The 19,999-nt window shown below is 51.3% G+C and carries 15 protein-coding genes; 9 read left to right on the forward strand and 6 right to left on the reverse strand.

The window, feature by feature from the left end; translation table 11 throughout:
- Positions 1–212: 212 nt before the first annotated feature.
- Genes BCM14_RS05490 through BCM14_RS05500 form a run of 3 tightly spaced genes read left to right on the forward strand, consistent with a single transcriptional unit; the run spans position 213 to position 6,102 of the window.
- Positions 213–3,410, forward strand: a complete 3,198-nt coding sequence (locus BCM14_RS05490) for an efflux RND transporter permease subunit (RefSeq protein WP_106226937.1) — start codon at positions 213–215, stop codon at positions 3,408–3,410.
- The gene (locus BCM14_RS05495; protein WP_106226938.1) at positions 3,407–4,606 is read left to right on the forward strand and encodes an efflux RND transporter periplasmic adaptor subunit; all 1,200 of its coding nucleotides are present in this window, start codon (positions 3,407–3,409) and stop codon (positions 4,604–4,606) included. Before BCM14_RS05490 ends, BCM14_RS05495 begins: the two co-directional genes overlap by 4 nt.
- The gene (locus tag BCM14_RS05500; RefSeq protein ID WP_106226939.1) at positions 4,603–6,102 is read left to right on the forward strand and encodes an efflux transporter outer membrane subunit; all 1,500 of its coding nucleotides are present in this window, start codon (positions 4,603–4,605) and stop codon (positions 6,100–6,102) included. Before BCM14_RS05495 ends, BCM14_RS05500 begins: the two co-directional genes overlap by 4 nt.
- Before the next feature lie 2 nt (positions 6,103–6,104).
- Here the strand turns inward: BCM14_RS05500 and BCM14_RS05505 are convergent, their stop codons facing one another.
- Positions 6,105–7,337 (reverse strand): MFS transporter, encoded by a 1,233-nt coding sequence (locus BCM14_RS05505; RefSeq protein ID WP_259673433.1) that lies wholly within the window; start codon positions 7,335–7,337, stop codon positions 6,105–6,107.
- A gap of 150 nt (positions 7,338–7,487) precedes the next feature.
- Here BCM14_RS05505 and BCM14_RS05510 point away from each other — a divergent pair, with 150 nt between their 5' ends.
- Genes BCM14_RS05510 through BCM14_RS05520 form a run of 3 tightly spaced genes read left to right on the forward strand, consistent with a single transcriptional unit; the run spans position 7,488 to position 12,516 of the window.
- A complete protein-coding gene (locus BCM14_RS05510; protein WP_106227066.1) occupies positions 7,488–8,696 on the forward strand; it encodes a pyridoxal-phosphate-dependent aminotransferase family protein in 1,209 nt (402 codons plus the stop codon).
- Positions 8,697–8,714: 18 nt separating this feature from the next.
- Positions 8,715–9,473: a fumarylacetoacetate hydrolase family protein gene (locus tag BCM14_RS05515; protein ID WP_106226941.1), complete on the forward strand. Its 759-nt coding sequence runs from the start codon at positions 8,715–8,717 to the stop codon at positions 9,471–9,473.
- A 16-nt stretch (positions 9,474–9,489) separates the two neighbouring features.
- The gene (locus BCM14_RS05520) at positions 9,490–12,516 is read left to right on the forward strand and encodes an FAD-binding and (Fe-S)-binding domain-containing protein (protein WP_106226942.1); all 3,027 of its coding nucleotides are present in this window, start codon (positions 9,490–9,492) and stop codon (positions 12,514–12,516) included.
- 61 nt (positions 12,517–12,577) lie between these two features.
- On the opposite strand, the gene BCM14_RS05525 is transcribed toward BCM14_RS05520, so the two are convergent.
- Positions 12,578–13,483, reverse strand: a complete 906-nt coding sequence (locus tag BCM14_RS05525) for an alpha/beta fold hydrolase (RefSeq protein WP_106226943.1) — start codon at positions 13,481–13,483, stop codon at positions 12,578–12,580.
- Positions 13,480–14,949, reverse strand: a complete 1,470-nt coding sequence (locus BCM14_RS05530) for an MmgE/PrpD family protein (protein ID WP_106227067.1) — start codon at positions 14,947–14,949, stop codon at positions 13,480–13,482. Before BCM14_RS05530 ends, BCM14_RS05525 begins: the two co-directional genes overlap by 4 nt.
- Positions 14,950–15,034: 85 nt before the next feature.
- On the opposite strand from BCM14_RS05530, the gene BCM14_RS05535 reads away from it, so the two are divergent.
- A complete protein-coding gene (locus tag BCM14_RS05535; protein WP_106226944.1) occupies positions 15,035–15,694 on the forward strand; it encodes a DsbA family oxidoreductase in 660 nt (219 codons plus the stop codon).
- Positions 15,695–15,723: 29 nt separating this feature from the next.
- On the opposite strand, the gene can is transcribed toward BCM14_RS05535, so the two are convergent.
- Entirely contained in the window at positions 15,724–16,377 is a 654-nt protein-coding gene (gene can / locus BCM14_RS05540) for a carbonate dehydratase (RefSeq protein WP_106226945.1), read from the reverse strand.
- Positions 16,374–17,552, reverse strand: coding sequence for an acetylornithine deacetylase (gene argE, locus BCM14_RS05545; RefSeq protein ID WP_106226946.1), 1,179 nt, complete (start codon positions 17,550–17,552; stop codon positions 16,374–16,376). Before argE ends, can begins: the two co-directional genes overlap by 4 nt.
- Positions 17,553–17,726: 174 nt before the next feature.
- Here argE and BCM14_RS05550 point away from each other — a divergent pair, with 174 nt between their 5' ends.
- Together BCM14_RS05550 and BCM14_RS05555 are read left to right on the forward strand one after the other, a co-directional pair.
- Positions 17,727–18,500 carry an SDR family NAD(P)-dependent oxidoreductase gene (locus BCM14_RS05550; protein WP_106226947.1) on the forward strand — a complete coding sequence of 258 codons (774 nt, stop codon included), beginning with the start codon at positions 17,727–17,729 and terminating at the stop codon, positions 18,498–18,500.
- Positions 18,501–18,568: 68 nt separating this feature from the next.
- Entirely contained in the window at positions 18,569–19,384 is an 816-nt protein-coding gene (locus BCM14_RS05555) for a peptidylprolyl isomerase (protein ID WP_106226948.1), read from the forward strand.
- 24 nt (positions 19,385–19,408) lie between these two features.
- On the opposite strand, the gene BCM14_RS05560 is transcribed toward BCM14_RS05555, so the two are convergent.
- Positions 19,409–19,954, reverse strand: coding sequence for a YaeQ family protein (locus tag BCM14_RS05560; protein WP_106227068.1), 546 nt, complete (start codon positions 19,952–19,954; stop codon positions 19,409–19,411).
- Positions 19,955–19,999 lie beyond the last annotated feature (45 nt).

Below are 19,999 nucleotides of genomic sequence, written 5' to 3' on the forward strand. Positions count from 1 at the left end.
AACGCCGTTGCAAACTAAATATTCATGAGTTTGTTTGCAGCTTCCTGCAAATATGTGACAGAAAACACAATTTTGTAACTTAAATCGCTAAAGACCCGTCTGACAAATGTCACGACGGTTCGCCCAACATTTATACTCGGTATGCTTTTTGCTTGCTGAAAAACGTCTCAGTAAGTGGACGCTCATTTGGATTAAGGTCAGGTTGCCCAAGTATGTGGATTGTCAGGACTGCACTAGATAGACCGTATACGTTCATCGTGATGGCGATTCTCATCCTGATCGCGACGCCCCTGTCTCTCATGCGCACCCCGGTGGACGCGTTGCCCGACATCGACATCCCCGTGATCAGTGTCATCTGGACTTACAACGGGCTGTCAGCCGAGCAGATGGGTAATCGCATTACCCAAAACCATGAAAGAACCATGACCACGACGGTCAACGACATTGAGCATCTCGAATCTCAGTCGCTGTCAGGCATCTCTATCATCAAGATCTTTTTTCAACCTCGTGTGAACATCGCAACGGCGATCGCTCAGGTTGTTTCGGTTTCTCAAGCAGTGTTGCGCGGACTCCCACCTGGCACCGTGCCCCCACTGATCATTAAGTACACCGCATCGAGTATCCCGGTGGTGCAGCTCGGGATGTCAAGTACGACGATTTCTGAAAAAGAGCTCTTTGATGCGGCCCTGAATATCGTTCGCCCGCAACTCATCACCATACCCGGCGTTGCCTTGCCCTTCCCTTACGGTGGCAAACCCCGTGTGGTATCGGTGGACTTAGATCCGCAAGCCTTGCTGGCGAAAGGCATGACCTCATCGGATGTCATCAACGCGATCAACACGCAAAATCTGATTCTTCCCTCTGGTGCAGCCAAGATCGGTGACATTGAGTACAACGTCGCGATCAACTCCTCGCCCAACAGTCTTGATGGCTTGAATTCAATACCCGTGCGCACGGTTAATGGGGCGACGACATATTTACGCGAAGTCGCTCACGTGCGCGATGGTTACTCGCCTCAAACCAATATCGTTCGGCAAAATGGCGAGCGCGCGCTCTTGCTGTCAGCACTCAAAAATGGCGGTGCCTCTACCCTTGATGTCGTGGCCCAAATCAAGGCGAAGCTGCCTCTTCTGGCGACACTCTTGCCAGAGGGTGTTGAACTCAAGCTTCTGTTTGATCAATCCATCTTCGTTAACGCCGCCATCATGAGCGTCATTCATGAGGCGTTGATCGCTGCGGGTTTGACCGCCTTAATGCTGTTGCTATTTTTAGGTAACTGGCGAACAACAGCAATTATTGCTGTATCGATTCCGTTATCAATTTTTACCTCTCTGATTGTGTTGCACATGCTCGGCGAGACGATCAATGTGATGACATTGGGCGGACTATCCTTGGCAGTAGGCATTCTGGTTGACGATGCGACCGTGACGATCGAGAATATCGAGCGACATATTCATATGGGCAAACGCCTCTATCCGGCGATTCTGGATGGCGCTGGCGAAATCGCCGTACCCGCCTTTGTATCCACGATGTGTATCTGTATCGTTTTTGTGCCAATGTTCTTTTTAGGTGGGGTCGCCAAATATCTGTTTGTACCGCTAGCTGAAGCGGTGATTTTCGCGATGATCGCGTCGTATATCTTGTCAAGAACCTTAGTGCCCACGCTTGCCTTGATGATGCTCGGCCCACTAGAAACACCTGGCCTCGTGTCGCGCTGGATTGAGGCTGTTCATCACGGTTTTAATCATCGCTTCGAGAACATGCGACGCGCGTACGTGCTATTGCTCAGCGCCATTCTGGTCAAGCGCAAAACTTTCATGTTCGGTTTTTTGACGTTTTGCGTTTTATCTTTGGGTATTTATGGCTTGCTTGGGCGAGATTTGTTCCCCGCCGTTGACACTGGGCAAATCAAGCTGCATATGCGGGCCCCTACTGGCACTCGCATCGAAAAAACCGCAGAAATCGCCGATGCAGTTGAAAAAGTTATCCGGACTGTCATACCAGAACATGAACTGGATACGATTCTGGATAACCTGGGTGTACCAAACAGCGGCATCAATTTATCGTACAGCAACTCGGGGACTATCGGCTCGCTTGATGGCGATATCCTGATTTCCTTAAGAAGTGAGCACAAACCGACCGAAGAATACATTGAAGCCTTATTGCCAGAACTAAGAAAAAACTTTCCAGGCATTGAATTCTTTTTTCAACCGGCTGATATCGTTACTCAGATTTTGAATTTTGGTTTACCAGCCGCGATCGATGTACAAATTCTTGGGCCGAATTATGCGGCCAATCAAATCTTGGCGGGTAAATTAAACGTCAAGATTGCCGCCATCCAAGGGGCTGCTGATGTCCACGTTCATCAAAGGCTCGATGCACCCACGATCAAACTCACAATGGATAGGGCAAGACTTCAAGGCATAGGACTCAATCCTGCCGATGTCGCACAAAACTTGCTGTTGCCGCTATCAGGCAGTGCGCAAACCTCGCCTAACTTCTGGTTGAATCCGTTCAACAATATCAGTTACAGCGTCCAGACACGGGCGCCAGAGGTCAAACTTGAATCACTCGACGATTTACTGAGATTGCCAGTGGGCACTTCAAACGCCGCCAGCGCCGCTGCTGCAGCGACGGGTTCAGCAGCCACTGCGCGTCCCAATCAGATTTTAGGTAACTTAGTCAAAGCCGAACCAGGGACTGAGTTCGGCATTCTGACGCGCTTCAATATATCTCCCTCAATTGATATTTACGCGAATGTACGCGGCCGCGACTTGGCGGCTGTCGCGACTGAGATTCAACAAATCATCGATGACGCCAAGCCAGAGCTTCCGCGCGGCAGCAGAATTAATTTACGTGGCCAAGTTGATACGATGCTGAGCTCATACATCGGTCTGGGCATTGGTCTGGTTGGCGCGATTGTTCTGGTCTATTTGCTGATCGTAGTGAACTTTCAGTCCTGGCTTGACCCGTTCATTATCATCGCTGGGCTGTTCGCTGCCCTGGCTGGTATTGCCTGGATGCTGATCCTGACTAAAACCAATCTGAGCGTCCCCGCACTAACTGGGGCCATCATGACCATGGGTGTTGCAACCGCCAACAGTATTCTCGTTATCTCTTTCGCACGACAACGGATCGAAGAAGGCGCCACAGCCATGACGGCTGCGCTGGATGCTGGTGCTACCCGTTTGCGCCCTGTTTTAATGACAGCGCTGGCGATGATTCTCGGGATGATACCCATGGCCTTGGGGCTTGGCGAAGGCTCTGAACAAAATGCACCGCTCGGTCGGGCCGTGATTGGTGGTCTTTTATTCGCAACAGTTTCAACTCTGTTTTTTGTACCAGTATTGTTTGGATCCCTGCATCGCTGGACTGAGCAACGAGCTGCAAAGAGGAATGCTCTGACATGACCGATACGCAACAAGCGCCAAAAAGTTCAGCTCGTCCGCCCAAACGTGGTCGTGCACAGAGCCGAAAGAAAAAAGGTGTGATAGCCAAGGCTAATTTCGCACTATTCATCATTCTTTTGCTCATGTGCCTCGCACTGGGCAAAACATTACTTGATCGAGTAGCTTTCAAAGAGGTGCTCGCAGCGCGTTCACAAGCAAACAGCATCCTGCATGTGCGAATCACGCGACCCGAATCCGCGGCAAAGCTTGGGCCTGAGTTTCTAAAGCTCAAATTACCCGGAACGCTTCAGGGCATCTCTGAAGCCCAGATCTATGCACGTGCAAACGGTTATGTCAGTAAATGGTTTAAGGATATCGGCGAACCCGTTAAGCAAGGCGAGTCCCTTGCTGTACTGGATATCCCTGAAGTCGAAAAGCAGGTCGAGGAAGCCCAGGCCAACTACAACCTGGCCCGGACCGCCTACACTCGCTGGACCAAGCTGCGCGAACAAGATGCCGTCTCGCAACAAGAGTTGGATGAAAAAACAGGCGTCTACCGCCAGACCGAAGCTGTCCTGAAACGCTTAAAAGAACAAGTTGGCTTCGCTCAGGTTGTCGCGCCTTTTGACGGCATCGTGACCAGGCGTAACGTCAATCAAGGCGATCTGGTCAATGCAGGTAACGGTGGGAATGCCTCACTGCCGCTCTTCTCAATGGCTCGTATAGACAAACTGCATATGTATGTATTTTTGCCACAAGACAGAGCTGGTGACATTAAAGTTGGGGATTCAATCGACCTGTTTAAGTCGAATGCGCCTGATACACCGATTAAAGGACGCGTAGCGCGCACAGCTGGCGCCATCGATACCAGCACCCGAACGCTGCAAGTTGAGATAGAAGTAGCCAACGATAGCAGGCAGCTCATGCCAGGCACTTATGTCGAAGTGGTTATGAATCTGACCCCTGGTAATGTTCTAGTCCTGCCGACTAACGCCCTGCTATTCACGCCTACAGGGCCTCAGGTCGCAATCGTTCAAGATAACAAAGTCATCCGCAAAGACGTTAAGCTCGGTGTTGATTACGGCGCGTTAGTTCAAGTGAGGACAGGGGTCAGCAAAGACGATCAAGTGATCATCAATCCGCCTGACTCCATCGCGCTTGGTCAACAAGTGGTTATTGAAACCCCGCCACCTTCTAAGGCGAAGCCTAGCAAATGAAACGTAAGTTAGCGCTGAGTCTGATTGCTTTAGCCTTGACTGGTTGCACGGCCATCGGTCCTGATTATGAACGTCCACTGACCCAGCTACCTGATAACTGGAAGACGCTGCCAGGCGTTCGCGCTGATTTGTGGAAACCAGCGACACCCAATGACGCGATGCCCAAAGGGGATTGGTGGAAAGCCTTCAATGATCCTTTGTTGAACGACCTTGAAGAGAAAGCACTGGCTCAGAATCAAACCCTGAAAGTAGCGCTTGCTCGACTGGATCAGTCAATGGCTCAGGTCGATGCAAAAACCGCCGCGCTATATCCTAGTCTGGCCTTAGGAGCCCAAGCAGCGAGGATCGCCTACTCGGCGGACAGATCAACATCGAGTTACGATTCAGTGCAGTACAGCACGATACAAAATAATTTTCAGCCTGCGCTGACATTGTCCTATCAAATTGACTGGCTCGGCCAGATCCGTCGTAACGTTGAAGCCGCAAAATATACCTCAGAGCAGGCGATAGCAGATACCGCAAACGTTAAACTATTGGTGACCGCGCAGCTTGCATCGGCTTATTTGCTGATGCGCCAAAATGATGAAGAATTGCGAGTCATGGGCATTCTGCTTGATCTGCAGAAAAAACTCGCTGCGCTCTATCAAAAGCGCTATGAAGCAGGCGCTCTCAACCGCTCGGACTTGGCCATACAAGAGGCGTTAGTCGAGTCCAGCGGTGCCCAGATCGACATTCTGCGGGGTACCCGCAATATTCAGGTTGATTTAATTGCGACCCTGATCGGCGTGCCAGCGAGTAGCCTGACGATACCCCAAGGGCACTTGCCCGACACGATGCCCAAGTTCCCGGCAGGTATACCTTCGAAGTTGCTTGAGCGCCGACCCGACATCGCTTCAGCCGAACGAGCGATGGCGGCAGCCAATGCCCAGATCGGCGTTGCGCAGGCCGCTTTCTATCCGTCACTGACGCTTTCACCAACCAACTACGGCTATCAATCAACAGCGCTTAGCAATCTTCTGTCTGTGCCTTCACTCATTTGGTCGATTGGCTTATCAGCTACTCAAACCATTTTCGATGGCGGAGCCATTCTCGCCAACTACAACTTTAGCAAAGCCGGTTATCAGGCGACGCTGGGCACCTATCGGCAAACCATCCTGACTGGCATCCAAGAGACTCAGGATGCCATGGGCACCTTACAACAACTCGACGCTGCTCGCGTCAAACAAGATGCCGCTGTGGATAATCTGAACAAAGCTTATAAGATCAGCAGCATCCGGTATCAAGAAGGCCTGGATAATGCATTTCAGCTGGCGTTGATCCAGCAGAATCAGTTAGCTGCGCTAAGAACAAAGTGGCAGATTCACGGCGGACAGTTCGTCGCAAATGTCAACTTGGTCAAGGCGCTCGGTGGTGGCTGGGAAGGGTTTAAAACACCAGCGCCACCCAAGCCCTTCACAGAAGAACAGACCTTTGGCAAACCGGAGGCAGGGCAGTAGATTTACCGCGCTGCGTCACTCTGTAAATCCCGCATATTCAGGTAGCGCAGTTTAGGTGCCAAAAACCAACTCGCCATCACGACCAGCAGTGTCACGACACCGCCAAAAACAATCGACGTGCTTAAGCCGAGCCAACTCGCTGCGATGCCCGATTCAAGGGCGCCAATCTCATTTGACGAGCCGATGAAAATACCGTTAATGGCAGAGACTCGGCCTCGCATATTATCCGGGGTGAGCAACTGCATAATGGTGCTTCGGATAATTACCGAAATCCCGTCAAACACGCCCATGAAGAGCAAACTCAACGCTGCCATGACGAAGGTCGTTGACACACCAAAACCAATTGCGCTGAGCCCGAACCCAGCAACTGCCGCGAGTAGCCATCGACCGGCATACTGATCGAGTGGTCGCCGCGCCAGCCATAAACCGACCAAGGTTGACCCGACAGCAGGTGCGGCGCGCAGCAGACCCAACGCTTCAGGATGCCCAGACAGAATCTCTGAAACATAGGCCGGCAACATCGATACCGCACCACCAAACAAAACCGCAAACATGTCGAGTGCCATGGCCGCCAGCATGACTTGTCGACCAAAGACAAACTTTAAGCCCTCAACAATGCTGACCCAAATGGAATCCGCGCTGGGTTTGGAGACTTCCTCTTGATAGCGAAAGGCTAACAATGCCATGACACCGATCAAAGCAAACACGACAACCGACAGATAAGCGCTGACGAGACCAGACCAGGCAATCAACACACCGCCAAAGGCTGGTCCGCCGATTTGTGCCATTTGAAAGACTGAAGTCCCGACAGCAGTCCCACGCGAATATTGAGACCGCTCAAGCGCCTGTGCAAACAAGACTTGATAGATTGGCCTGACAACAGCCCGGGCAATCCCAGCTAGACCAATTGAAAAATACATTAACCAAGCGGGCTTGAGCCAGTTCTGTTGAAAATCGCCCGTTGCCACCCACAACATCACTGCACCCATCAGCGCGTAGACAGCACAACCGAACAGTGCAATCTTCTTTTTAGGCAAAACATCAACCGCGTGACCGGCAAATAAAGCGCAACAAAAATAGGGGATGACTTCAGCGAGGCCTATCAGACCGAGCGCCATGACATCCTGAGTCAGCTCAAAGATGTGCCAGCCAACCGCCACGGTGAATATCTGGTAGCTGACCGTAATAGCGACCCGATAAATCATCAGGATGGTGAATGCCCTGGAAATCAGCAAAAGAGCCTCTCAACGCTTCGATAAGTTACAGACTCTAACGATAGCAGAAGTACTAAGCCAAGCAGACGATTATTGATATTGGTTGGGGCAAAAGGCGCAGTCTGGTACATTGGCTTTCAATCAGAACAACATCACATCGGGAGATACCCTTTGATCAAATTAGACCAGCATCCCGCAGGCCGGCATTTTTTGCAGATTCCAGGCCCTAGTCCCTCACCGGATCGCGTTTTACGTGCGATGAGCTACCCCACGATCGATCATCGCGGTCCCGAGTTCGCGAAGCTGGGATTCAAGGTGCTTAGCGATATCAAAAAAATCTTCAAAACTGAGCAACCCGTCATCATCTATCCTGCGTCAGGCACCGGTGCTTGGGAAGCCGCCTTGGTCAACACGCTCAGCGCTGGGGACCATGTGATCATGTTCGAAACCGGCCACTTTGCGACGCTTTGGAAAAAACTCGCAGACAATCTCGGCCTGAAATCAGAGTTCCTTGCCATGCCAGACGGGCAAGGTTGGCGCAACGGCGTGCAACCTGGCATGATTGAAGCGCGCTTGCGAGAAGATACTGAGCACAAAATCAAAGCCGTTTGTGTGGTGCACAACGAGACCTCGACTGGGGTGACCTCGGATATCCTTGCCGTTCGCAAAGCGATTGATGCTGCCAAACACCCCGCTTTATTGATGGTGGACACCATATCAGGGCTTGCCTGCGCTGACTACCGTCACGATGAGTGGGGCGTGGATGTATCCATCTCAGGCTCTCAGAAGGGCTTGATGTTGCCTCCCGGTATCAGTTTCAACGCGGTGTCGCCTAAAGCAGTAGCGGCGAGTGAGCATGCCAGACTTCCAAAAAGTTACTGGGGTTGGAAGGAAATCATTGACGTCAATAAAACTGGTTACTGGCCAAGCACCCCTAATACAAACCTTCTTTATGCGTTGGCCGAATGCCTCGACATGTTGCTAGAAGAAGGGATGGATAAGGTCTTCGCCAGACATAATCGTTTAGCAGAAGCCTGTCGCAGAGCCGTTCGCGCATGGGGTCTTGAAATTCAATGTGCGGATACTGCGGTCTATAGCCCAGTGCTCACTGGCATCGTGATGCCTGAGGGGATTGATGCAGACGTCGTCAGAAAAATCATCTATGAACGTTTTGATTTGTCGTTGGGCACTGGCTTAGGTAAAGTAAAAGGAAAGATGTTCCGGATTGGGCATCTCGGAGATTGCAATGACCTCACGTTGATGGCGACGCTTGCTGGATGCGAAATGGGCATGCAATTGGCCGGGATAAAACTAGCAGGCAGCGGCTTGCCTGCAGCCATGAATTATCTTTGCGAATATCCTGGCGGTTTGTTAGCTTAAAAATATAAGAGGAACAACATGCACACCAATCTGCACACATTAAGCGCACGTCTTCACTACGCCCGCGAACATCACATGAGACTGGATTCGATTCCGGCAGAAATGGTGCCCACCCATCCTGAGGCTGCATTTGAAGTGCAGCATGAGACGATGCGATTAATGCATGCGCAGATCGGCGGCTGGAAGGCTGGTGGCAAAACACCCACGGCGCCCATCACCGGCGCGCCCCTGCCCCTGAGTGGTATTTATAAAACCGGTGCAGAACTTTCTCGAAAAGGTTTTACCCCGCTCGCGCTTGAACTTGAAATCGCCTTTCGATTCAATCGCAGCTTCGATCCCTCTTCCACACCTTACGACGATGCAACCGTTTTACAAAGTATCGGCACGATGTGCCCGACTATTGAAATCGTTTCGAGTCGCCTGGCTAAATGGCCAAATGAAGACCCCATGAGTCAATTGGCTGACCTGCAAAGCCATGGCGCGCTAATCGTTGGTGAGTCGATTCCCTATCAAGCAGACTACAACTTTATCGCGCCTGCTTTAAGCTTTGAATTCAACGGTGAAAGCGTCCTTAAAGCGCCGGTTGTCAATCCCTCGGGAGATCCCCGTCGTACGCTGCCCTGGGTGGTTAATCATTGCACAAGTCGTGGCCTGACTTTGACGCCAGACACCATCATCACCACTGGATCTTATACCGGCGTCTATCTTGTCGAGCATCTTGGTTTAGCGATCGGGAAAATCCCCGGTTTTGCTCCCGTTACTGTAAAACTACTTTAATACCTGACTTCGAAGCATGCCTCACGCCACCTTGCCCCTGATTGCTAAGCCGTTAACGTTCAGTCCGAAATCAAGCGGGACTCAGTCCGATACCCCGCTGGCCAAACGCTTGCGGGAAGCAGTCCGGGGTGAGGTGAAATTTGACCTCGCCAGCCGCGGCCGATACTCAACCGATGCGTCCATCTATCAAATACAGCCTATCGGGGTGGTGATCCCCAGAGATCAGGATGATTTACGCGCTGTGCTCGATATCGCGCGGGTCGAAAAAACCCCTTTACTCGCGCGCGGTGCGGGCACGAGCCAGTGCGGTCAAACAGTGGGACAAGCCTTGGTGATCGACACCAGCAAGTACCTCAATCAGATCGTTGACTTTGACGCCGCTGCGAAAACTGTCACAGTCGAACCAGGTGTTGTGCTTGATCACTTGAATGCGTGGTTAAAACCTCATGGTTTGTGGTTTCCCGTTGATGTATCAACCGCTGCGCAATGCACGATAGGCGGGATGACGGGCAACAATTCCTGCGGCTCGCGCTCGATCGAATATGGCAACATGGTTCACAACGTCTTGGGTATTGACGCGATTTTGGCTGATGGCAATGAGGCCTACTTTGGTTCGTTGAAGCACGACATCACCGATCCACGTTTGATGAGTTTGCTCAAAAGCATACAGTCGATCGCTGAGCGTGAAGCGCAAGAGATCCGCGAGCGGATGCCAAAAGTTTTGCGACGTGTCGCAGGCTACAACATCGATCTGTTCGATTGTCAGAACCCACTGAACTACACAGACGATGGCTACGCCAACCTCTCGCACTTATTGGTTGGCTCTGAGGGCACCTTGGCGTTCAGCCGGCAGATCAAGTTAAAGCTTGCCCCGCTGCCCAAACATAAAGCGCTTGGCGTCGTGAATTTTCCGACCTTTTATCAAGCCATGGCAATGACGCAACACATCGTCAAGCTAAAGCCCTGTGCAGTTGAACTCGTCGATCGCACCATGATCGATCTCGCGCGTAGCAATCCCGCTTTCAGGCCGGTGATTGACAAGGCCTTAACAGGCGCACCTGAGGCCATCCTGCTTGTCGAATTCGCTGGCGAGAGCAAGGATGAGCAGATTGCTTTGCTGGACAAACTGATCGAGTTGATGGGTGATCTGGGATTGCCAGACTCTGTCGTAGCCATCCCCGAAGCTGCCGCCCAAAAAGCGCTCTGGGACGTCAGAAAAGCGGGACTCAACATCATGATGAGTATGAAGGGTGATGGCAAGCCTGTCTCTTTCATCGAAGATTGCGCGGTGCCGCTTGAGCATCTTGCGGATTACACCAGCCGCTTGACTGAAGTGTTTCATCGTAACGGTACTGAGGGGACGTGGTATGCCCATGCGAGCGTGGGCACGCTGCATGTGCGGCCCATCCTCGATATGCGACGGGATGGAGCAATAAAAATGCGGGCGATTGCAGAAGAAGCCTCCGCACTCGTCAGAGAATACAAAGGCGCTTATTCAGGCGAGCACGGTGACGGCTTATGCCGCGGTGAATGGGTGTCGTGGCAATATGGTCCAAAGATCAATCAAGCCTTTACTGACATCAAAGCGCTCTTCGATCCCAACAATCGCTTCAATCCAGATAAGATCGTTCGTCCACCCAAAATGGACGATGCAAGCAACTTCAGATTTCCGCCTGGCTATCAAGAATTAGCACTAAAACCCAAACTCGACTGGTCTCACTGGGATGTCAAACGCAATGCCTTGACAGGGCTTGAAACAGCGCCTGGCACAGGAGGCGATCTCAGCCACGGTTTGGCCAAAGCCATTGAGATGTGCAATAACAATGGTCATTGCAGGAAATTTGATGCTGGCACCATGTGCCCAAGCTATCGAATCACCCATGACGAACAACACGTCACGCGCGGCCGCGCGAACACCTTGAGGTTAGCCTTATCAGGGCAACTGGGTAGCGAAGGGCTTGCTGATCCAATCGTCAAAGATACCCTTGATTTATGCGTCTCATGCAAGGGCTGTAAACGCGACTGCCCCACAGGGGTCGACATGGCCAAGATGAAAATCGAGGCCCGCGCTGCCTGGGCAGATAAACACGGCATTAGTCTGCGAGACAGAATGGTCGCCTATTTGCCCCATTACGCAAATTTGGCATCGCGCTTCTCGGGGCTACTTAACTTCGCCGAGAAATTACCAGTTGTTTCTCCTCTGATTAAACGCTGGTTGGGTTTGTCCACTGAGCGCTCGCTACCTGTGTTCAAACCGTCATTTCTTTCTTCTGTCATTCAGCCCTCAACGCCTTCCGTTGGTCAGCGCGAAGTGGTTCTTTTCGTTGATACCTTCAACAATCATTTTGAGCCTGAAAACGCCCAAGCCGCGCTGCGCGTGTTGCAAGCGGCTGGCTATCATGTCCACCTGCCCATGCCCCAAGACGAAAGACCTATCTGTTGCGGTAGAACCTTTTTAGCCGCTGGCTTAGTGGATGACGCAAAAAAAGAAGCTCGCCGCCTGCTCGACACCTTCAAGCCTTTTGTGGATAGAGGTATTGCGATCGTCGGTCTGGAGCCCTCTTGCTTGTTATCACTACGCGACGAGTTTTTGCAATATGGCTATGGCGATGAAGCGAATAATTTAGCAAACATGGCGTTCTTGTTTGAAGAGTTTCTTGTGCGAGAAGACAAGGCAGGTCACCTCAACTTGAAGTTCAAGCCGATCGCAGCCCACAGCCAAGGTCTTCTGCACGGTCATTGCCATCAGAAAGCTTTCGATGCGCTAACACCGGTACAAAAAGTCCTTACGTGGATACCCGAATTAACCGTCGACACGATTGAATCATCGTGCTGCGGGATGGCGGGTAGTTTTGGGTATGAGGCTGAACACTACCAAGCGTCGAGAGCGATGGCCGAACTGTCTTTACTGCCTGCAGTGCGTAAACGAAGCGCCAACGCGCTGGTCATCGCGGATGGCACCAGTTGCCGTCATCAAATCCATGATGGTGCAAGTGTGGACGCCTTGCACGTCGCTCGGGTCCTTGAAATGGCACTTGAGTAGATAACTGTGATCCGCGTTTTATGCTCCAGCGGACGCTGGTCCACTGCATAGTTCGCGATCGTCACTCAGCGCAGAACTTCACCATCTCAAGCCCCACACGCTCCCCCGCTTCACGCTGGGGGAAATGCCCTACCCCGTCAATCAAGACCCGCTGATATCCTTGTTTGAAGAATTTCTCCTTACCTAGAGACCCGTCAGGGTGATTGCAATAATCAGCAGCGCCGTGAATGGCCAGCATCGGTACGTCCAGCACCGGTGCGGGATTTAACTTGGCATCAAACCCAGCGTAATCTGGATAAGCGGAGGCATGCCCCCAGCGTTGTCTATATGAATGTAAGACAATATCAGCCCAATCCGGATTATCAAACGCCTTCACTGTTTCATCAAACTCTTCTTCAGTAAACCAGCCAGGTGGAGACCAGGTATCCCACATTTGTCGAGTGAAGTTTTTCCTATCCTCTCTGACGGCTCGTTCGCCACGCGGGGTAGCCATAAACCAGTGATACCAATAATTACGAATTTGCAGATACGACAAGGATTGATCCGCTGAGTTCGTGCCATAGCCCACCGACATCATCACCAAATGCGACGCCACACCAGGTCGCAAGCCACAGGCGTTCGCGACCGAGCGTGCACCCCAATCATGCCCTGCCAGCACAGGTTTGATCAAGCCCAAGGCATCGATCAATCCTAACAAATCGATACCCAGAACAGAGAGCTGTCCACTGCGCGGCGTCTCAGCCGATAAAAACCGTGTGCCGCCAAAGCCTCGCAGTGATGGCGCTAAAACTCTATAGCCCGCAGCGATCAAACTCGGGACAACGGTATCCCAGCAACGCACTGAGTCTGGCCAGCCATGAACAAGCACAACGGTTCTGTTACCGCTTGGGTTCCATTCACGATATTCGACGCTTAATAAATCAGTATTCACGAACTTGGTTTCAAATAAGGTCGTCACTTCGTTCATCTTGATGCTCCTGTCCTCAGCATGGATCCCAAACTGCGAAGGTCTGAGACCTGTTCGATTGAAAAAATCGTATCTATCAACTGGTGAGTTTTCTGTTTACCTAATACGTGCTGCATCAGATCTGCACACTTGTCGATGACTTCGGCTTTTGTCATGGGATTGCGAGGTGTTCCGCGCACAGCATCGACCCGTTCTACCCACCTTTGTCCATCAGACAACTCAACCTCAACAATAGCAACTCGTACCGGTAAGAACGACGTCAGTGCATCGTCCTTGATTAAGTTAATTTTCCGCCGCGCTTCCAATATTTTGGGGTCTTTCATCCGCGCGACATCATGGGCCGCTTTGAACGAGACGGTCTTATCAAGCAACATCACCGCTGCCAGGTACTGCAAACAGATATCGGGAATCTCTCGATTATCAACGACAGCCGCGGCGTCCGGGCCTAAACGAACCACCACAGATTTAACTTGATCAGCCGAAAAGGCCTGTTTGCTCATAATATTTTGCATGGCGTCGAGTGGGCCTTGTACGGGTGAGCCCACTGTCCACTTCTTGATATCAGTCTGCGTGATCTCGAAGCGTTGTCCTAATTGCTCAACAAGCTTAGTTTTATCTGCAGCAGGTGCATAAGCATCAAAGAAATTATCAACGCCACTGAACACGTCGTCGACACCGGTCCAACCGTTTTGAACCAGAAGTGCTGAGCGAACCCCATTGCTGGCGGGCATACCCGCGAAGGTGAAGGCTTTTTCGATGTGATCGGTGTCGCGACGCCAGACCGCGATCCCAGACGATTGCTGACAGGTGTAATCCAGTACCCAGCGCATCTGCTGTGCAGATAACTGAGCCGTTGAGGCAGCAGCTGCCGCAGCACCAAATACGCCACCGATTGCATGAGAACTCTTATGGCTTTCGTAACTAAACTTGGGACCACCCATCGCCATCACAACTCGTGTGCCAATGTCGTAGCCCAGCGTCACTGCTCGCAAAAATTGAGTGCCATCAATCGCGAACTCCTGGCCTGCAGCAAGCGCAGCAGGCACGACTGCGCAACCTGGGTGTGTACGCGAGCGATTGTGTGAATCGTCGGTTTCATCAGAATGTGCCATGACCCCATTGACGAGGGCCGCTTCTATTGCGCTTGCTTGCATAGACGAGCCGATCACCGTCCTTAAGCCGAGCGACCCCTGACCGGCTCTGGTTTTGACATAGCTCAGCGCGGCGACACCAGGTGCCAACTGAGACCCCGAAACCATGGCCGCGAGCGTATCAATAATATGAAATTTGGCCTGTTCAATCACCTCGCGAGGCAATAATTGTGATGAGGCTTCAGTCATGTACTGACTCAGGGACTTCATCTCTGGACTGATCACTGCCGAATGCCCAGCGGACAACGAAGGGCCACCGCGCGATGCTGCCCCTGCTAGGGCGACTGCTTGAATAAATTGTCTCCGACTTGGCATTTGAATCCTCCACCCATCATATTGTTTCGGGTATGCTAACGCAGAGACAACCCTAATCGCCAGTTCCATTAAAACAGAGGCCAGCATGAGCCAAACCGTCAAAATTGATTTTGTTTCAGATGTTGCCTGCCCTTGGTGTGCCGTTGGCTTGGCAAGTCTCGAAAAGGCCATCGCAAATATTGGCAGCGATGTGAAGGTTGATCTTCATTTTCATCCGTTTGAGCTAAATCCCCATATGCCAGTCGGTGGTCAGGATGTTGCTGAGCATCTACATGGCAAGTATGGCTATTCGCCTGAACAATTAGAAAAAAACCAAGTACGAATCTTCGCAAGTGGCGCGGCAGTTGGCTTTGCCTTTCATCCTAAAGGTAGAAAGCGGGTTTACAACACCTTCAATGCTCACCGACTCTTGCAATGGGCTGGAACCATCAGTGACGACGCTGATGCGCAGCATCGTTTGAAGAAAGAGTTATTGGCAACATACTTCACTCTCGCGGTGAGCCTTGATGAACACAAAAACTTGCTTGACGCGGTCGAACGAGCCAGGCTTGACCCTGAGCGAGCAAAGCAGATTCTCGCAACAGATGAGTTTGCTGAGCAAGTAAGAACGGCCGAGAATTTTTATGCAACAGCGGGTATCAGCGCAGTACCTGCCGTGATCTTCAACGATAAATATCTCGTTGAAGGCGCTCAATCGGTTGAGCGCTTCGAAGGTGCGTTAAAGCATTATGCGAAGGGCGAGTAGCTGTAGGCGGGCCTGATTGATCCAAGCGTTTAGCTCTCAGCTAATACCTTTTGCCGCTCCCGCATTTCTTCAAGATTTGAAATGTTCATGTCCAGATCGGTCAGCAAGCCATCCTTCAATCCGTAAACACAGCCGTGCACGGTTAAAGATTGGTTGCGAGCCCAGGCATCTTGAACGCTGGTCGTCTGACAGACGTTAAAGACCTGCTCCATCACATTGAGTTCGCATAAACGATCGAATTTCTCCTGCTCGTTATTCAAACAATCCAGACTGTGCTGGTGCTTCTCATGCACATCCTTGATATGACGGATCCAGTTATCTGCCAAACCAACCCGCAGGTTGCGCAGGGCTGCATTGACACCCGAACAACCATAATGCCCGACCACCATAATGTGCTTCACGTGCAACTGGTCGATGGCGAACTGCAGGACTGACAAGACGTTGAAATCAGTGTGAACCACCATATTGGCAATATTGCGATGAACGAATACTTCACCTGGCGCCAAACCAACAATCTGATTCGCAGGCACTCGAGAATCAGAGCACCCGATCCAGAGGTATTCTGGATTCTGTTGGTTCACCAACCGCTGAAAATACTCTGGATCATTTTCTGTCACGGCACGTGCCCAGCGCTCATTCTGCTCGAACAGTTTCGCCAGAGGAGCAGATTGAGTCCTTGTCATAACAAAATCTCTTCAGTCATACGCACGCGCAAGCGGTCTAGAAAGCCCAGGCATTGTTCAAGCTGACTGATTTCAATGTACTCGTTTGGCTTGTGCGCAACCGCAATATCTCCCGGCCCGACCACCACACAGGGGATCCCTGCATTTTGCAGCCAGCCTCCGTCAGTCGCGAACGACACACGGCCGAGCAAATTATTGCGGGCAAGCGCAGTCCCCAAGTATGAGATCTTCGCATCCGCTGGCGTGTCGAGCGGAGCCGCATTAGCAATGGTTTCAAAGGTAATGTCAGATTGCTCATAGATCTTGCGCATCTCAGTTTTTAATTTTTCAGCGTGCGCCTGAATTTTGCCAATCAACTCATCCGAATTAGCACCTGGCAAAGCACGGCAGTCAAAAACAAACTCGCAATCTTTCGCGACAATGTTGGGTGCAGCCCCCCCGTGAATCAAACCTGTCTGAAGGGTCGTGTGCGGGGTTTTAAAGTCGTGATCGAATGGGCCTTCAGCACGCAGTTGTTCTGATAAGCTGTGAATCTCACCGATCAATTTTGCGGCGTACTCGATTGCATTCACCGCTTCAGGTGCCATTGACGAGTGTGCCTCCAGACCACGCACTTTGCAGCGTGTGACGCGCATCCCTTTATGACCTGTCATCACCTGCATCATGGTGGGTTCACCCACGAAACAGCCTGCAGGTTGAATATTGGCGGATTTCAAATCCTTGATCAGGGTCTGCACCCCGATGCATCCTACTTCTTCGTCGTAGGTTAGTCCGATGTGCATCGGTTGCTTCAGCGTTGACGCCAAATAGGCAGGCGTCATCGCGAGTGTAGCGGCGATAAAGCCCTTCATATCCACTGCACCACGACCAAAGATCTTGCCATCAGCAATATGCGCTTTAAACGGATCGGTATCCCAGGCCTGACCATCGACTGGCACCACGTCAGTGTGACCACAAAGCACAATCCCGGCGACATCAGGACGCCCAATGGTGGCAAACAGATTGGCCTTACGTCGCTCAGCGTCATAGGATAAGCGGGCGTCGACGCCCAGGTGCTTCAAATGGTCTCGCACAAACTCAATCAAGCCGAGATTGGACTCACGACTGGTCGTGTCAAACGCGACCAGGGTCTCAATCAAATTAATGGACTTCTGTAAAACTAAGGAATCCGACATATATCACTCGTTCATTCAAATATTAAGATGACACAAGATTTGTGCATGCATCTCGTTGCGACAGTATTTTTTAATCTACATTAGGGTTTTACCCTGTTTTAGATGAGTTCGCTCAGACAGTGCGATCATCCATCAGGATCAGACTAACTAAAACAACGATACTGGGAGAAAACGATGAATCTGCATATTGAAGGCCGAGTTGCCTTAGTCACCGGCGGTACACAGGGAATTGGCAAGGCCTGTGCGATCAAACTTGCCGCTGAGGGCGCTCAGGTCGTGATTGCCGCGCGCGGTAAGGACTTGCTGGACCAGGTGGCCACTGAAATACGCTCAACGGGCGGAACAGTCACAGCCATTCAAGCCGATGTCAGCAAAGAAGCTGACTGCGAGCGTCTGATCAGTGAAACAATCGCCACCTATGGACGAATTGATATTCTGGTCAACAACGCCGGAACCTCCGCAACGGGCGAATTCGAATCCATTACAGACGAAGGATGGCAGGCGGATTTTGATCTGAAACTGTTTGCGGCCATCCGCCTTTCACGTCTCGCTATCCCCCATATGAAGCAACACCACTGGGGTCGTATCATTAATGTAACCAATATCGGTGCCAAGCAGCCAGCTGCTAAATCCATGCCAACAACGGTCACACGTGCCGCTGGTCTGGCAATGACCAAGGCCCTGTCAAGAGAGTTCGCACCCAACAATATCCTTGTAAATTCAGTATGCATCGGCTTAATCGAGGCGGGACAACACGAGCGCAAGGCCGCAAAGTTGGGGATCGCGGTCGAGCAGTTATACGATAAATTGACAGCCGATATTCCTCTGGGTCGTGTGGGTCGAGCCGACGAAGTCGCGAATGTCGTTGCTTTTTTGGCTTCGGAAGCCGCCAGCTATGTCTCTGGCAGCAGCATTAATCTTGACGGCGGTAAGTCTGCTGTCATGTAAGAAACTGGATTTGACTCTAAAATAGCAAGGCACTAAAAAAGCTAACATTCTGTTTTATATAGGTTTTTATGACTCGTATCTATCAAACTCTGAGTATTTTATTGATCTTCGCGGCCACGTTTGCCAGCGGCATGGTGAAAGCTGACAATGACCTGCCCAGCGGTGTAATTGCCACAGTCAATGGCACTGCAATACCCCAGTCATTACTTGATCAGAGCGTACAAGCGAGCGTCAGACAAGGGCAGAAAGACTCACCAGAGTTGCGTCAGGCGATAAAGAACGAACTAATCGGTCGTGAAGTGGTTGCTCAAGAGGCTACCAGACTCAACCTGGACAAAACACCTACTGCGCAACAGCAGTTTGCCCAGTTAAAGCAAAATTTTCTCATCGATCTTGCCGTCATCGATTATCTGAATAAACACCCAGCAACCGAGTCCGATTTGCGCAGCTTCTACGATCGACAAGTGAAAGAACTGACAGATGCGCAGCAGTACAAGCTGAGATTAATTACGGTTGCAACCGAAGCGGAGGCAAAAAGTTTGTTGAGTCAAATCAACAAGTCTAAGAGTGATGTGTTTCCTGCTCTCGCGAAAGAAAAATCAATCGACGCCAGCAAACAGACGAGTGGCGCTCTGGATTGGGTCGTATCGACTCAAATCATCCCGGCGATTGGAAATGTCATTGTCAACCTGCCTAAAGGCGGGGTGGCCGCGAGCCCCATACAAACCCCAGCTGGCTGGAATATCGTTCGAGTTGAAGACAAACGCCCTTTCAAAGCACCCGCTTTTGAGGACAGCAAAAATCAACTCGCCAATGAGTGGGCTCAGAAGATGCGTATGGAATACGCGCAACAATTGCGCAATGCCGCAAAAATCGTCGATTAAAGCGAGATAGCGGTTTAAGCTTGCTTAAGATTCAGGGCGCAAAAATACGGGATCGATCGTCACATCCCCTTTATTGCTTGACACCAGTATCTGTCCGTCCTGCACATTGACGTTGATGTCCATGCTCGAAGCGACCAAGGCATCCAGGGCCTTGGTTTGTTCTGAAGGTAAAGCAATAATCGTCAAGTTTCTTGCCCGCCCAAGCTTGTTGGCTATTGGTTCCCACCATAATTTTGCGACCTGCCTGGCATAGCAATACACCTTGACCTGGTTGGCTCGCCCACACGCCTTCAAGATACGCCTCTCGTCGGGTTGCCCCACGTCAATCCAGAGCTGAATAGAACCGGTGAGATCTTTTAGCCAAAGATCCGGCTCATCGACTTCGCTCAATCCTTTAGTAAAAACCAGATCCTCAGACGCATTCAAGGCAAAAGCGACCAAGCGCACCATCATGCGCTCGGTGGTCTCTGAGGGATGTTTCGCCAACACAACCGCATGGCTGGCGTAGTGATGCAGATCTTGATTAGCAACGTGCAAATTCGCTTTGTAGATGGTTGCTCTCAGCGCCACGTCAATGCGCCTCGCCACTGCGTAGGATAAAACAAAGAGGCACCA

Origin of the sequence: Jezberella montanilacus, from assembly GCF_003003055.1 — a bacterium.
In the GTDB taxonomy this organism is placed as follows: Bacteria; Pseudomonadota; Gammaproteobacteria; order Burkholderiales; family Burkholderiaceae_B; genus Zwartia; species Zwartia montanilacus.